This window comes from Caldimonas caldifontis, assembly GCF_002930615.1.
Lineage (GTDB): Bacteria > Pseudomonadota > Gammaproteobacteria > Burkholderiales > Burkholderiaceae_C > Caldimonas > Caldimonas caldifontis.
Genome location: NZ_PSNX01000004.1, coordinates 76,103 through 90,384, shown reverse-complemented (window position 1 = coordinate 90,384; position 14,282 = coordinate 76,103). Strand labels below are relative to the sequence as shown.

Genomic DNA, 14,282 nt, shown 5'->3' with positions numbered 1-14,282 from the left:
GCTGGGCCACCGCTCACGACGGTGAGCCCGGGGTGGGGGGAGCTTCGAGCATTTCGGTCGCTCGCAGCGCCTGTTCGGGTGGCGCCGCAGGCTCGTCCGGCGGCAGGATCTGACCTTCCTGCTGGCTGCGCCATCGCTCCAGCGCTGCCAGGGCATAGTGGGTGAACCATAGCGACGAGAACGCGAACACGAGGGTGTAGAGCCACACCGACACCACCATCAGCAGTGGTGCCAGGATGAAAGCCACCGCTCCCAACGCCCACAGCAGCGCCGGTGCGGCTCCGAGGTAACCACACAGCAAGCCCATGCCCAGCAGCGGCCAGCGGTGCTGACGCAGCAGCGCCCGGCGCTCTGCCCGCTCGGCATGATCGGCCAGGGCGTCGAAGGCCATCACGCGGTAGGTGAGCCAGCCCCAGATGAGCGGGGGCAGGACCAGCGCCAACGGCGGAATGAGCCACAGCGGCAGGCTGATGACCAGCGCCACCAGGGCCACGGCCGTGTGCCCCAGCATCCACAGCATCGAGCGCCAGAAGGACTCCCCCTCACGGCGGGCCAGCCGGGGAAAACGGCGCGCGCTCACCAAGCGCACGAGCGCCGGCGTCATCAAGGCCGAGACGGCCATGAGCGACACCACCACGATCACCGGCACGGCCAGGGCCACCACGACGAGCGGCGCCATCACCGCCCTCAGCCCCGTGGCGCCCATCGATTCCAGCCACAGCGTGAAGGAGTTGATCAGGGCCCAGTTGCGCAGCCAGGCATCGACCGCGTCCACCGCTGTCTCCCAGTAGAACCAGCCCAGCACGAAGCACAGACCGGCCGTGAGCACCAGCGGCGCCAGGGACAGCAGGATCACCCGCGGATGCAGGCAGTAGGCCAGGGCACGCCAGAAGGCATCGAGCAGCAGGGTCATGATGCGGTGTCTTCGTCGTCCATCAGCCGCGCCCATCCCTCGGGGCCCAGGCGACGCAGCGTGGCCATGTTGGCCTCGTAGATGAAGGCCGGGTCAGGGAAGGCGGCCACCGCACGCTCGATGCTGTCCTCGCGCAGCAGGTGCAGCGTCGGGTAGGGCGAGCGGTTGGTGGCATTGGTGATGTCGTCGGCCTCGGCGTCGCCGAACTGGAAGTCGGGGTGGAAGCTGGCCACCTGCAGCACGCCTTCGAGATCGAGGTCTTCCACCAAGGCCTGCGCGTCACCAAGGAAGTCGTTGAAGTCGAGGAAGTCGCCGAGCACCTGCGGGTGGATCAGCAGCGTGGTGTCCACCGCCGCCGGATCGGCGTGCGCAAGATGCAGCAGTTCCGCGCGCAGTTCCTCCAGCAGCTGCGCGGGTGTCGTGGCCGTGCTGACCACCCAGCGGATCTGGCCCTTGGCGTGCACCGCCTTGGCGAAGGGGCACAGGTTCAGCCCGATCACGGCGCGCTCCAGCCAGCGGCGGGTGTGCGCGATCACGGTGTCGGCGGTCGGCGGATGGGAGGGCATCAGTAGCGGGTCTCGGGGCTGTCACTGTCGTCGCCCGACGCATGCCGGAGCACCCGGCGGATTTCCGAGCGCATGGCCCGCAGGTCGAGCGGCTTGGCAATATACCCGTCCATGCCGGCGAGCAGGCAGGCACGGCGATCGGCCTCGCTTGCATGGGCCGTGGCAGCAATGATGGGAAACACCGGCAACTCCCCGGCCACCTGCGCGCGCCGCAGCCGGCGCGTGGTCTCCAGCCCATCGAGCCCGGGCATCTGCACGTCCATCAGCACGGCATCCGGCGGCTGGCGGGCACAGAAGTCCAGGGCCTCCTGCCCCCCGGGCACCACATCCACCTCGAAGCCGAGCAGGCGCAGCATCTCTTCGGCCAGCAGCTGGTTCACGATGTTGTCTTCCACCACCAGGAAGCGCGCCCCCTGCCACTGCATCAGCGGGAGGGCCATCGCGTTGGCAGGCCGCTCCACCGGCGGCGCCGCCGTGGAGCGGTGGCTGAGGGTGAGCTGGTACAGATCGCCAGGGCTCAGCGGGGCGATGTACACCTTGAGCCCCAGCGCCTGGCCTTGTTCGGGGCTGATTGCGCCATGGTCTTCACCGCCGTGCGGGGGCACCTGCACGACGATGTCGCATGAAGGCGGCAGTTGGTCGCGCAAGGCCTGCAGTCGTGATGGCGGCGGGCAGTCATGTTCGCTGAACACCACCAGGCGCGGCAGGGTCATGCCGTCGGTGTGCAACAGGGCTTCGTCCAGCGTTGCGAAGCGCCTAACCTGCCAGCCCAGGCGGGAAAGGCGCGCCGGCAGCGGGTCGCCACGGGCCCCACCCACAACCCAGGCCCAGGCTCCACCGGCCTGTGGCTCGCTCGGAGCTTCAGACCCTTCTGCCGGCGCCGCCCGCAGAGGCAGCACGACCTCGAACGTGGAGCCCTGACCCGGCGTGCTGCGGGCCTGCACCGTTCCCCCCATCAGTTCACACAGGCTGCGCACGATGGACAAGCCCAGGCCTGTGCCTCCCACCGTGCGCGACACGGACGAATCGCCCTGCTCGAAGGGGTGGAACACCCGCTCCAGGGTGTGCTCGTCCATGCCCATGCCGGTGTCGGTCACCTCGATGCGCACACCACCGCCGGCCGTCGCCGACCGGGTCACGTCCACGTGAAGGCGGACCTCGCCCGCCACGGTGAACTTGAGGGCATTGGACAGCAGATTGGTGACGATCTGTCGCACCCGCACGGGGTCGCCGACGACCCGCAGGTCGCCGCCCGAGCAATCGAAGAACAGGGCCAACCCCCGCTCGTGTGCCACAGGCCAGAGCGAGCGCACCGTCACGGCCATCAGTTCGCCGATGTCGAACTCCACGTCGTTCAGGCTGAGCTTGCCGGCTTCTGCCTTGGCGAAGTCCAGGATGTCGTCGATGATGGCCAGCAGGGTCGCTCCGGAAGACTTCGCCAGTTCGAGGTAGCGCCGCTGGGTGGCCGTCGTGGCCGCACGCCACGCGAGGTCGGTCATGCCCATGATCCCATTGAGGGGGGTGCGGATCTCGTGGCTCATGTTCGCAAGGAACAGCGACTTCGCCCGGTTGGCCCGCTCAGCCTCCGCGCGCGCGGCCTCGAGCCGCGCGGTGCGCTCCTGCACCAGCGCCTCGAGCTGGCTGCGATGGGTGCGCAGCGCCTCCGTCGCCTCCACCTCGTCGGTCACGTCGGTCACGGCCCCCGCCAGGATGGCCGGCTTGCCCGTCTCATCGGGCCAGGCGCGCGCCCGACACCGCAGCCACCGCCAGCTGCCATCGCGGTGCAGCACCCTCACCCGGTACTGCCACTGTCCGCCCTCGCGCAACGCACGCTCGTAGGGCACGGTGAAAGTCTCCATGTCATCCGGATGGATGCGGGCATTCATCACGTTGCGATCATTGGGCAGCTCGTGGTCGGCAAAGCCCATGATCTCCTTGTAGCGAGGGGAATACCAGCTCTGGTTGGTGCGCAGGTTGCGCTCCCAGATGCCGTCCTGGGTGCTCTCCATGACGCGCCGGTAGCGCGCTGCGGTGGCGCGCTGGGCGTCCTCGGCCTGCTTGAGCGCCGTGATGTCGGACGCAATGGCAAGGTAGCCTGCGAAGCGGCCCTCCTCGATCAGCGGAGTCGCGTCCACCCGACGCCACCATGGGCGCCCGTCCGCCAGGCGCAGCTCGAGTTCGGCGGTGAACGGCTCCCGTGCCGCGAGCGCTGCCTGCACATGCGGCTGGGGCGCGGCGTGGCCGAAGGAGGTGAGCCACAGCCACCAGGGGTGGCCACGCAACAGACCGATTGCAGGAGACCGAGCCCAGCTGTCGTTGAACCAGATCACCTGCCCGGCTGCATCGGACACCAGCGCATAGGCGGCGCTGCGCTGCAGCGCGGCAGCAAGCAAGGCAGGCGTCACCGACTGGCAGGCCCCGCCGGGAAGGGCGGCCTGAGAATCGGGGGACGGCTCGGGAAGGTCGGTCACAACGGACAGGCGGGTGACACCCGCGGGACATGTCAAACGTCAAGCAATCCTTGTAGCACCGTCCGGGGCGGCTTGTCAGGCCCAGTGGCCGTGGCGCGACACCCCTTTGGAGGGGGCGAAGATGCAGGGCGCGCGAACAGCGCACGGCAAAAGGCCCTAGACTGACCGTCAGACTCTGCTCTGTTTTCATGACACGGACCGACTCCCCTTCCCGCCGCCCCCGTGTGGTGGTCATCGGCTGCGGCTTCGGCGGCCTCGAAGCGACCCGGGCCCTGGCTCGCGCAGACGTCGAGGTCACGCTGGTGGATCGCACCAACCACCACCTGTTCCAACCGCTGCTCTACCAGGTGGCCACGGCCGGGCTGTCCGCTCCAGCGATCTCGGCGCCGATCCGCCACATCTTGCGCCGCGAAATCCGGCGCGGACGGGTCACCGTGCTGCTGGGGGAGGTCGTGGACATCGACGCGACAGCGCAGGCCGTGGTCCTGGACGATGGTGCGCGCTTGCCGTATGACCACCTCATCGTCGCCGCGGGGGCGACGCACAGCTACTTTGGCCGCGACGACTGGGCCACCCATGCGCCCGGCCTGAAGACCCTGGCCGATGCCTTCGAGCTGCGCAACCGCGTGCTCAGGGCCTTCGAACAGGCCGAACGCCACCCCGAACTGCGCGAGCAGGCGCTCACGTTTGCGGTGATCGGGGGCGGCCCCACGGGTGTGGAGATGGCCGGCACCATTGCCGAGATCGCGCGCCACACCCTGCCCGGCGAGTTTCGCCGCATCGATTCGCGCCAGGCCCGCGTGGTGCTGCTGGAGGGGGCCGATCGGGTGCTCACGGCGATGCCTGCGGTCCTGTCGCAAAAAGCGTCCGAACAGCTCGTCCGCCTGGGTGTGGAGGTGCGCACCGGCTGCCGCGTGACCGACATCGACGCCGAGGGCCTCTCCTACGAGACCCGGCAGGGTGATGAGGTTGTGCGACATCGTCTGGACACGCGCACGGTGGTGTGGGCCGCCGGGGTGGCGGCGTCCCCCTTGGGACGATGCCTGCGCGAGGCTGCGGGCGCCGAGCTCGATCGGGCGGGTCGCGTCATCGTGCAGCCCGACCTGAGCCTGGCCGGCTACCCCGAGATCCAGGTGATCGGCGACCTCGCCGCGGCGATGAGCCACCCGGCAAAAGGCCCCCCCACCCCAGTGCCGGGCGTGAGCCCTGCGGCCAAGCAGATGGGGCGCCTGGCCGCCGCCAACGTGCTGCGCCGCCTGCGGAGCGAGGCGACCCGGTCCTTCCGCTACATCGACTACGGCGCCCTGGCCACCATCGGCCGCAAGGCGGCGGTGGCCGACGTGGCCGTCCCGATGCTGGGCAGCCTGCGCTTTTCAGGCTGGGCGGCCTGGGTCTTCTGGCTCTTCGTGCACATCTACTTCCTGATCGGCTTTCGCAACCGGCTGATGGTGCTCACCGACTGGGCCTGGGCCTACTGGACCTTCCAGCGCCATGCCCGGGTGCTGGTGGAACGCCCCACCCCACCCACCCCGCCGGCCACTCCTGCGAGGGCCTCATGAACGTCACCTTGCACACGCTGCAGCAAGCCCTGGATGACGCTCGGGCGGGACGCTGCACCCCCACCGACCTTGTCGCACGGTGGCGCCAGCATGCGCCCCGCCTGTCCGCCCTGCCGCCGGTGTTTGCGCAGGCCCTCGACCAGTTGCTGCTGCCGCTGGAGTCAGGCAGCCTCTTCACCGAGGAAAGCTGCTCCTTCAGCCAGCACGACCTTTTCGACAACCTGCAGGTCTGGCTGGACAAAGCAACAGCCCGCCTGGCGGCGGGCTGACACTGGCTCGGCCGACGGGCCTCAACGCGTGATCGGTTTGTAGCGCAGGCGGTGCGGGCGGGCGCCCTCTTCGCCCAGGCGTCTCTTCTTGTCTTCTTCGTATTCCTGGTAGTTGCCGGTGAAGAAGTACCACTGGGAATCGCCTTCGGCGGCCAGGATGTGGGTGCAGATGCGATCCAGGAACCAGCGGTCGTGACTGATCACCAGGGCCGAGCCGGCGAACTCCAGCAAGGCCTCTTCCAGCGCGCGCAGGGTTTCCACGTCGAGATCGTTCGAAGGCTCGTCCAGCAGCAGCACGTTGCCGCCTTTGGCCAAGGTCTTGGCCAGGTGCAGACGGCCACGCTCACCGCCGGAGAGGTTCTTCACCAGCTTTTGCTGGTCGTTGCCCTTGAAGTTGAAGCGGCCGAGATAGGCACGCGAAGGCATCACGAACTTGCCCACCACGATGTTGTCCAGGCCGCCCGACACATCCTCCCACACAGTCTTGTCGCCTTCGAGGCTTTCGCGGCTCTGATCGACAAACGCCAGCTTGGCCGTCTTGCCGATGAGCACTTCACCCGCATCCGGCGTCTCCACCCCCTGGATCATCCGGAACAACGTGGACTTGCCCGCACCGTTGGGGCCGATGATGCCCACGATCGCGCCCGCCGGCACCTTGAAACTCAGGTTGTCGATGAGCAATCGATCACCAAAGCTCTTGGTGACGTTCTTGAACTCGATCACCTCATTGCCCAGGCGCTCGGCCACGGGAATGAAGATCTCGTTCGTCTCGTTGCGCTTCTGGTATTCGACGTCGCTCAACTCCTCGAAGCGAGCCAGGCGAGCCTTGCTCTTGGCCTGCCGACCCTTGGCGTTCGAGCGCACCCACTTGAGCTCCTCCTTCATGGCCTTGATGCGGGCGTCTTCCTGCTTCTGCTCGACCTCCAGGCGGCGCTCCTTCTGGTCCAGCCACTCGGAATAGTTGCCCTTGTAGGGAATGCCCATGCCGCGGTCGAGTTCGAGGATCCACTCGGCCGCGTTGTCCAGGAAATAGCGATCGTGGGTGATGGCCACCACGGTGCCGGGGAAGCGCTGCAGGAACTGCTCCAGCCACTCCACCGATTCGGCATCCAGGTGGTTGGTGGGCTCATCCAGCAAGAGCATGTCGGGCTGGCTCAGCAACAAGCGGCACAGCGCCACACGGCGCTTCTCACCGCCCGAGAGATTGCCGATCACCGCGTCCCATGGCGGCAGGCGCAGTGCATCGGCGGCCAGTTCGAGCTGCAGGTCGGTGTTTTCGGAGCCGGCTGCCGCGATGATGGCCTCCAGCTCGGCCTGCTCGGCAGCCAGCTTGTCGAAATCGGCATCCGGTTCGGCGTACTCGGCATAGACCTCATCCAGGCGCTTCTTGGCCGCCAGCACGCCACCGATGCCCTCTTCCACCGCCTGGCGCACCGTCTTCTCGGGGTCGAGCTGAGGCTCCTGGGGAAGGTAGCCGATCTTGATGCCCGGCATGGGCACGGCTTCGCCCTCGATGTCCTTGTCGATGCCGGCCATGATCTTGAGCAGCGTGGACTTGCCTGAGCCGTTCAGACCCAGCACGCCGATCTTGGCGCCGGGGAAGAAGGACAGCGAGATGTCCTTGAGGATCTGCCGCTTCGGGGGGACGATTTTCCCGACGCGGTTCATCGTGAAGACGTATTGGGCCATGGTGAATCCTGTGGCGTGTGCAGCAAAAAGCAAAGCGCGGATCAGCCGCGCGACAAGCGCTATTGTCGCCGCAACCTGCCGCGCCCGTTTCCACCATGTGCAAGAGCCCGCCCTGCCAGCGGAAGATGCCACTTGCTGATAGGGTGCGGGTTTTGCCGATGCGTCGCCCGCTCATGCCCCGCCTGCTCCTGCTGTTCTCCTTCATCAACCTCATCATCGGCACCGGGGCCTTCGTGATTGCCGGCATCCTGGAATCGGTGGCGGCCTCGCTTTCGGTGAGCGTGCCCGCAGCCGGCCAGGCCGTCACGGCCTATGCCATCGCCACCGCCGTGCTGGCCCCGCTGGTGCTGGTGGCCACGGGACACTGGCGCCGCAAGCGGGCCATGCAGCTCGCCCTCACGCTCTTCACGCTGGGCAATCTCCTGTGCGCGGTGGCGCCAGACCTCACGGTCCTGCTGCTCGGGCGGGTCCTGATGGGTCTGGGGGCCGTCTTCACGCCGATTGCCGCAGGCATCGCCGTGGCCAGCGTGGAGCCGGCTCGCCGCGGGCGCGCCTTGTCGGTCGTCTTCCTCGGCATCAGCATGAGCTATGTGGTGGGCATCCCGCTGGGGGCCTGGCTGGGCCTGCAATGGGGCTGGCAAGTGCCCGTGGCCGCCGTGGCGGCGCTCTCTGCCCTGATGCTGCTGCTCGTCACGCGCTGGGTGCCCCGCGACATCGACGCCCCGGGCGCCAGCTTCCGCGGCCTGCCCGAACTGCTGCGCCAGGGCCGCGTGCTGTGGCCGCTGCTGCTCACCCTGCTCTACTTCATTGCGATCTTCTGCGTGTTCTCCTACATCGGCCCGGTCCTGCAGGCGCTGGTCCCGATGTCGGGCGAGCGGCTGTCGATCACGCTGATGATCTTCGGCCTTGCCGGGGTGGCCGGCACCCTGATCGGCGGCTGGGCCAACGACCGCTTCAGCCCCCGCCGCACCCTGGTGGTTCAGCTCAGCATCCTGGGCTCGATGATGCTGCTCGTGCCCTTCACACAGGGTCACTACGTGGCGCTGCTCGCCGTCTTCGTCGTCTGGGGCGTGGCGGGCTTCGGGATGATGACCCCGCAGCAGTCGCGCCTGGCCGAGGCGGCCCCCGCGCAGGCCCCCATCCTGCTGTCGCTCAACACCTCCATGCTCTACCTCGGCACCGCCCTGGGCGCGGCCATCGGCGGGGCCGCCAGCACCTCGCTGGGCTTTGACAAGCTCTCCTGGATCGGGGTGCCCCTGGCCTTGGCAGGCCTGCTGACGCTGGCGTTCGGACGCCCCTCCCCGGCCCCGACGGGCGCTGTCACGAAGCCGTGACACGGTTGCGGGTACAATGCTGCACTGCAACGTCGATACCAGTCCAGGCGTTGCAGTCGCTTCCGACCTTTCCCATCCGTCTGCCTTCCCGACTGGTGCCCTCCACGTGAGCGGTAACAGGCCGATCCCGGCTCCCTTGCGGGGCACACCTCCACATGCGATTTGACGACCTCGGCCTGGCCGAGCCCCTCCTGCGCGCCGTGCGCGAGCAGGGCTATGACACCCCCACCCCCATCCAGCAGCAGGCCATCCCCGCCGTGATCAGCGGCGGCGACCTGCTGGCCGGCGCCCAGACGGGGACCGGCAAGACCGCCGGCTTCACGCTGCCGCTGCTGCACAAGCTCTCGCAAGGTGCCGCGCCACGCGACAGCAAGGGCCGCGTGGCCATCCGTGCACTCATCCTCACACCCACCCGCGAACTGGCGGCCCAGGTGGAGGAAAGCGTGCGCACCTACGGCAAGTACCTGCCGCTCAAGAGCATGGTGATGTTCGGCGGCGTGGGCATGGGCCCCCAGATCGATGCGCTGCGCCGTGGCGTGGACATCCTCGTGGCCACGCCCGGCCGCCTGCTCGATCATCACCAGCAAGGCACGCTCGACCTGAGCAAGATCGAGTACTTCGTGCTGGACGAGGCTGACCGCATGCTCGACATGGGCTTCATCCACGACATCAAGAAGGTGCTCGCCATCGTGCCGAAGCACAAGCAGAGCCTGCTGTTCTCGGCCACCTTCTCCGACGAGATCAAGGCGCTGGCCGAGCGGCTGCTCAACCAGCCCCAGGTGATCGAAGTGGCGCGGCGCAACACCACGGCCGAGACCATCGCACAGAAGATCCACCCGGTGGACCGCGACAAGAAGAAGGAACTGCTGGCCCACCTGATCAAGCGCAACGACTGGCACCAGGTGCTGGTGTTCACGCGCATGAAGCATGGCGCCAACCGGCTGGTGGAATTCCTCGTGAAGGAAGATATCACTGCCATGGCCATCCACGGCAACAAGAGCCAGGGTGCCCGCACCAAGGCCCTGGCCGAGTTCAAGAGCGGCGAACTCCAGGTGCTGGTGGCCACGGACATCGCAGCCCGCGGCATCGACATCGACCAGCTGCCGCACGTGGTGAACTACGAGCTGCCCAATGTCCCCGAAGATTACGTGCACCGCATCGGCCGCACCGGCCGCGCCGGCGCCCAGGGCGAGGCCATTTCACTGGTGTGCGTCGATGAGGAAGGCTTCCTGCGCGACATCGAGAAACTCATCAAGCGTCAGATCCCGCGTGAGGTGGTGCCCGGCTTCGAGCCCGACCCGAACGCCAAGGCCGAACCCATCCAGTTGGGTCGCATGACCCTGCATGGAGGTCTGGGTGGCGGGCGCGGCCGCAGCGGTGGTGGCCGTGGACAGGGGGGCAACGCACGTCGGGACGGTGGGGCTTCACGCGCTCAGGCACCGGCCCGTCCCAGCCACCATGCACCCGCCGCCGTGAAACAGGCACACACCCAGCCGGCGCGCACGGCGCCCGCTGCACCTCAGGGCCAGGCCCGCCGCCCGTCCCAGGGCGCCGCCCTGCTGGGTGGCAAGCCGCCGCGGCGCTGAGCCCACAGCCCGAGCGCGCTTGACGGACATCAAGGGCGCTCAGGGCACGATCCCGCTAGCATGGCTCCTCCAAGGAGACTCCATGCACATCCAGTTTCTCGGCGCTGCCGACGCGGTCACCGGATCCAAGCACCTCATCGACACCGGCTCGCACCGGATCCTGCTCGACTGCGGGCTGTTCCAGGGCTACAAGAACCTGCGTGAGCGCAACTGGGCCCGGCTGCCCGTCTCGGCCCGACACGTCGACACCGTGGTGCTGAGCCACGCCCACCTCGATCACAGCGGCTACCTGCCGGCACTGGTGAAGCAGGGCTTTCACGGCCGCGTGTTCGCCACCCCCGCCACCTGCGACCTGGCCGAGGTGCTGCTGCTCGACAGTGCCCATCTTCAGGAAGAAGATGCGCGCAGGGCCAACCTGCACGGCTACTCGAGGCACAGTCCGGCTGAGCCCCTTTACACCGCCGAGGATGCACGCCGCGCCCTGAACCGGCTGCGCCCCTTGCCGTTTGGTGAGGAGATCGAACTCCACCCGGAAGTGACCGTGGAGTACACCTCCGCCGGCCATCTGCTGGGAGCGGCGTCGGTGACCCTGCGCTGCAAGGGCCAGACCATCGTCTTCTCCGGCGACCTGGGCCGCCAGCATGACCTGCTGATGCCACCGCCCGAGCCGGTGCGCGAGGCCGACGTGCTGCTGGTCGAGTCCACCTACGGCAACCGCCTGCACCCCACCGACGACGTGCTGGAAGCCCTGGGTGAACTGGTTCGCAGTGCCCTTCAGCGCGGCGGCTCGGTGCTGATGCCCACCTTTGCCGTCGGCCGCGCGCAGGCCCTGATGCTCGCACTGCACCGGCTCAAGCAGGCCGGCAAGATCCCCGCGAAAGTGCCCATCTTCCTCGACAGCCCCATGGCCGCCGCGGCCACCCAGCTCTACGAACGCCACAAAGACCTGCTGCGCGTCTCGCCCGAGGAGGTGGCGCACATGTGCGACGGCGTCACGCTGGTCGAGAGTCCGCAGGAATCAGAGGCCCTCACACGCTCGACCTACCCGCGCATCGTGCTGTCGGCCAGCGGCATGGCCACCGGCGGTCGGGTGCTGCATCATCTCAAGGTGATGGCACCCAACCCACGCAACCTGGTCATCTTCCCCGGCTTCCAGGTGGGCGGCAGCCGGGGGGCCAAGATGATCGCAGGCGCCACCGAGGTGAAGATCCATGGCGAATACGTGCCCATCAAGGCCGAGGTGCGCCACCTCGAGGGCTTCTCGGGCCATGCCGACGCGGGTGAGCTGATGGACTGGCTGCGCCATTTCCACAAGCCGCCACGCCACACCTATGTCGTGCACGGCGAACCCGAGGCGGCCGATGCCCTGCGCACCCGCATCAAGGAGGAACTGGGCTGGCGCGTGAGTGTGCCTGACCACCTGGCCCGGGTGGATCTGGCCTGACGTGCAGGCTGTGGACATCGCCGAACTGCCCTCTCAATGGCTGGGTCTGGCCGTGGCCCTGGGCTGCGGCCTGCTGATCGGTCTGGAACGCGAGCGCCGCAAGGGCCAGGGGCCCACGCGCCAGCCTGCGGGCATCCGCAGCTTCTCGCTCGCTGCCCTGGCCGGCGCCCTGGCCCAGGCCTTGCAGCAACCCGCTTTGGTGTTTGCCGGCGCACTCATGATCATCGCGCTGGCAACCGTCGCCTACCTCAAGAGCCGCTCCGACGACCCGGGGCTGACCACCGAGCTAGCTCTCTTCGCCACCTACCTCGTCGGGGTGCTGGCGGTCGCCTCGCCGGCCCTGGGCGCCGCCTGCGGAGCCGGCGTCGCCGCGTTGCTGGCCGCACGGGGCTGGCTGCACCGCGTGTCCACACAGTTGCTGAGCGAGCAGGAGGTGCAGGACCTGTTGCTCCTGGCCGCGCTCGCGCTGGTCGTGGTGCCGCTGCTGCCGGCGAGGCCCCTGCCCTGGCTGGGCGGTATCCAGCCACGCTCACTGGGTCTGCTGGTCGTGCTCATCCTCGCCTTGCAGGCCATTGGCCACGTCGCCACCCGCTGGCTGGGGCCACGTCTCGGCCTGGCCGCCTCGGGCTTCTTCTCGGGCTTCGTCTCCAGCACGGCCACCGTGGCCACTATGGGTGCGCGCCATCGCGCCAGGCCCGACCAACCTGCTTGGCATGCCTCGGCGGGGGTGATGTCGGGTGCAGCGACCTGGCTGCAGGCGCTGCTGATGTCGGTGGCACTTGCCCCCGCGGCCGGTGCCGCCCTCGCCCCCAGCGCGCTGGCCGGAGCCTGCACCGCCCTGGGCGCAGGGTGGGTGCTGCTGCGCCTGTCCCACACCTCGGCAACCGCCGATGCCTCCGATGACGTCCGCCCGCTTCGCCTGCGCGAGGCGGCCATCGTCGCGGCCGTGCTGGCCGGCGTGGCCTGGGTCGTCGCTCAGGCGCAGCAGCATTTCGGAACCACCGGTCTGTTCGCGGGGGTCGCGCTGGCAGCTCTGGCCGATGCCCATGCCCCGGTGGTGTCGGGTGCCGCCCTCTTCCAGGCGGGTCGCGTCGATGCGAGCACGCTGCTGGCCTGCATGCTGCTGGCCATCGGCGTGAACACCGCGAGCCGCTGCGTCGTGGCATGGCTCAGCGGGGGCTTCGCCTACGCCTGGCGTGTAGCCGCCGGGCTGGGCAGCGCTGCTGTGGCCGCGGGCGCCATGGGATGGATGACGCTGGCGGCTGGTGTCTGAGTCCGCTCACCACGGGATGCGCCGCCCGGCGTGGTCAACGAACTGAGCGCGCCCGGTCGGGCTGAGCGTATCCAGCACGGCCAACAGTCCCGACACGGCCTCGTGCGGCTCCATCGCCCCTTCCACCACGAAGGGCTGGCTCAGGCGCGAGGTCACCGTGCCCGGCTGCAGCGCTGCCACCACGGCCAGCGGTCGCTGCCGCGCCAGCTCGATGGCCGCCGTCTGCAGCAGCTGGTTGAGTGCGGCCTTGGCCGCACGGTAGCCGTACCAGCCCCCCTTGCGGTTGTCCTCGATGCTGCCCACGCGGGCGGAGAGCTTGGCCCACATCGAACGCTCTGCGCGCGCCAGCAAGGGGCTGAGGTGGCGCAGCAGCAAGGCCGGGCCGATGGCATTGACCGCAAGGCTCGCTGCAAGTGCCTGCGCGTTCACATCCTGGAGACGTTTCTCGGGACCTCGCCCATCCAGCGTGAGCGCCCCCGTGGCGTCCACCACCAGATGGAAGGGGCCTGCCAGAGCCGACGCGAGGGCTTCGATGCTGGCAGGGTCGCGCAGGTCCCAGGGCACTGGCGACGCCCGGGTCACGGGCACCACGCTCGCGCATCGCGGGTCCTCCTGGAGAGTACGCACGAACGCCGCACCAATCGCACCGGAGGCGCCGATCACCAGAGCACGGTAGCCATCGGGCAGGGACTGCATGATCGCCTTCACTCCCGGACCTGGGCTTCGCGTGTCAGATGCTGCACCCCACGCTGCAAGGCGGGCCTCAGCGGGAGGAAGAGCCGGTAGGCCAGTTCTGCGAACCATGACAAGGGCGGCACAGCAGTGAGCCACCCCAGCACGCGGCATCCGGGAAGCGCGTGGCACACATAGACGGCCAGGACGGCGCCGAGGAGCTTGAACACGATGCCTCCCGCGCCTTCAGCACCGGCCGGAACGCCGGCTGCGCGGCTGCAGCTTGTCCAGCTCGGCCAGCTGCTGCTTGAGCAGCAGCACCAGGGTGCGTGCATGCTCCGCCGGCAATTGCAGGCAACTGCTGGGCACGGCATCGCCATCGTCGCTCGACGGCCGCGCGCGAGGCTGCACCAGCAGATCGGTTTTCAGTTCGATCACCCCCTTGTCGTGCCTCACCGACTTCAGGCGCTGGATCTCGATGTCATAGGTCTTCACGCAAAGGCTCC

The 14,282-nt window shown here is 68.5% G+C and carries 13 protein-coding genes; 6 read left to right on the top strand and 7 right to left on the bottom strand.

The genetic code is table 11. The features are described from left to right. Positions 1 to 13: 13 nt before the first annotated feature. The 3 genes from C1704_RS05670 to C1704_RS05660 are packed head-to-tail and all read right to left on the bottom strand — an operon-like array spanning position 14 to position 3,872. On the bottom strand, positions 14 to 913 hold the full coding sequence (locus tag C1704_RS05670; RefSeq protein ID WP_245876391.1) for an EI24 domain-containing protein: 900 nt from the start codon (positions 911 to 913) through the stop codon (positions 14 to 16). Next, on the bottom strand, positions 910 to 1,479 hold the full coding sequence (locus C1704_RS05665) for a DUF1415 domain-containing protein (RefSeq protein WP_104301771.1): 570 nt from the start codon (positions 1,477 to 1,479) through the stop codon (positions 910 to 912). The genes C1704_RS05670 and C1704_RS05665 overlap by 4 nt, the downstream gene beginning before the upstream one ends. Further along, a complete protein-coding gene (locus C1704_RS05660; RefSeq protein ID WP_170064635.1) occupies positions 1,479 to 3,872 on the bottom strand; it encodes a hybrid sensor histidine kinase/response regulator in 2,394 nt (797 codons plus the stop codon). Before C1704_RS05660 ends, C1704_RS05665 begins: the two co-directional genes overlap by 1 nt. Before the next feature lie 266 nt (positions 3,873 to 4,138). Between C1704_RS05660 and C1704_RS05655 the strand changes: the two genes are divergently transcribed. Both C1704_RS05655 and C1704_RS05650 read left to right on the top strand, forming a co-directional pair. Then, entirely contained in the window at positions 4,139 to 5,509 is a 1,371-nt protein-coding gene (locus tag C1704_RS05655; protein WP_104301769.1) for an NAD(P)/FAD-dependent oxidoreductase, read from the top strand. Then, complete coding sequence (locus C1704_RS05650) at positions 5,506 to 5,778, top strand: hypothetical protein (RefSeq protein WP_104301768.1); 273 nt, start codon at positions 5,506 to 5,508, stop codon at positions 5,776 to 5,778. Before C1704_RS05655 ends, C1704_RS05650 begins: the two co-directional genes overlap by 4 nt. Before the next feature lie 21 nt (positions 5,779 to 5,799). Here the strand turns inward: C1704_RS05650 and ettA are convergent, their stop codons facing one another. Further along, the gene (gene ettA, locus C1704_RS05645) at positions 5,800 to 7,467 is read right to left on the bottom strand and encodes an energy-dependent translational throttle protein EttA (protein WP_104301767.1); all 1,668 of its coding nucleotides are present in this window, start codon (positions 7,465 to 7,467) and stop codon (positions 5,800 to 5,802) included. Positions 7,468 to 7,640: 173 nt separating this feature from the next. Here ettA and C1704_RS05640 point away from each other — a divergent pair, with 173 nt between their 5' ends. From C1704_RS05640 to C1704_RS05625, 4 genes are all read left to right on the top strand, one after another. Continuing rightward, positions 7,641 to 8,801, top strand: coding sequence for an MFS transporter (locus tag C1704_RS05640; protein WP_104301997.1), 1,161 nt, complete (start codon positions 7,641 to 7,643; stop codon positions 8,799 to 8,801). A 155-nt stretch (positions 8,802 to 8,956) separates the two neighbouring features. Continuing rightward, a complete protein-coding gene (locus C1704_RS05635; protein ID WP_104301766.1) occupies positions 8,957 to 10,387 on the top strand; it encodes a DEAD/DEAH box helicase in 1,431 nt (476 codons plus the stop codon). An 82-nt stretch (positions 10,388 to 10,469) separates the two neighbouring features. Continuing rightward, positions 10,470 to 11,831 carry an MBL fold metallo-hydrolase RNA specificity domain-containing protein gene (locus C1704_RS05630; protein ID WP_104301765.1) on the top strand — a complete coding sequence of 454 codons (1,362 nt, stop codon included), beginning with the start codon at positions 10,470 to 10,472 and terminating at the stop codon, positions 11,829 to 11,831. Between the two features lies 1 nt (position 11,832). Continuing rightward, positions 11,833 to 13,104 (top strand): MgtC/SapB family protein, encoded by a 1,272-nt coding sequence (locus C1704_RS05625; RefSeq protein WP_245876390.1) that lies wholly within the window; start codon positions 11,833 to 11,835, stop codon positions 13,102 to 13,104. A 6-nt stretch (positions 13,105 to 13,110) separates the two neighbouring features. On the opposite strand, the gene C1704_RS05620 is transcribed toward C1704_RS05625, so the two are convergent. Genes C1704_RS05620 through C1704_RS05610 form a run of 3 tightly spaced genes read right to left on the bottom strand, consistent with a single transcriptional unit; the run spans position 13,111 to position 14,271 of the window. Next, positions 13,111 to 13,800, bottom strand: a complete 690-nt coding sequence (locus C1704_RS05620; protein ID WP_104301764.1) for an SDR family NAD(P)-dependent oxidoreductase — start codon at positions 13,798 to 13,800, stop codon at positions 13,111 to 13,113. 8 nt (positions 13,801 to 13,808) lie between these two features. Continuing rightward, positions 13,809 to 14,006, bottom strand: coding sequence for a hypothetical protein (locus tag C1704_RS05615; RefSeq protein WP_104301763.1), 198 nt, complete (start codon positions 14,004 to 14,006; stop codon positions 13,809 to 13,811). 16 nt (positions 14,007 to 14,022) lie between these two features. Further along, a complete protein-coding gene (locus C1704_RS05610) occupies positions 14,023 to 14,271 on the bottom strand; it encodes a hypothetical protein (RefSeq protein ID WP_104301762.1) in 249 nt (82 codons plus the stop codon). Positions 14,272 to 14,282: the final 11 nt, after the last annotated feature.

What these genes read in the sequence shown, in the direction of transcription:
- C1704_RS05620 (WP_104301764.1), bottom strand. Translation starts at nt 13,800, where the DNA reads ATGCAGTCCCTGCCCGATGGCTACCGTGCTCTGGTGATCGGCGCCTCC.
- C1704_RS05655 (WP_104301769.1), top strand. Translation starts at nt 4,139, where the DNA reads ATGACACGGACCGACTCCCCTTCCCGCCGCCCCCGTGTGGTGGTCATC.
- C1704_RS05670 (WP_245876391.1), bottom strand. Translation starts at nt 913, where the DNA reads ATGACCCTGCTGCTCGATGCCTTCTGGCGTGCCCTGGCCTACTGCCTG.
- C1704_RS05630 (WP_104301765.1), top strand. Translation starts at nt 10,470, where the DNA reads ATGCACATCCAGTTTCTCGGCGCTGCCGACGCGGTCACCGGATCCAAG.
- C1704_RS05640 (WP_104301997.1), top strand. Translation starts at nt 7,641, where the DNA reads ATGCCCCGCCTGCTCCTGCTGTTCTCCTTCATCAACCTCATCATCGGC.
- ettA (WP_104301767.1), bottom strand. Translation starts at nt 7,467, where the DNA reads ATGGCCCAATACGTCTTCACGATGAACCGCGTCGGGAAAATCGTCCCC.
- C1704_RS05665 (WP_104301771.1), bottom strand. Translation starts at nt 1,479, where the DNA reads ATGCCCTCCCATCCGCCGACCGCCGACACCGTGATCGCGCACACCCGC.
- C1704_RS05650 (WP_104301768.1), top strand. Translation starts at nt 5,506, where the DNA reads ATGAACGTCACCTTGCACACGCTGCAGCAAGCCCTGGATGACGCTCGG.
- C1704_RS05635 (WP_104301766.1), top strand. Translation starts at nt 8,957, where the DNA reads ATGCGATTTGACGACCTCGGCCTGGCCGAGCCCCTCCTGCGCGCCGTG.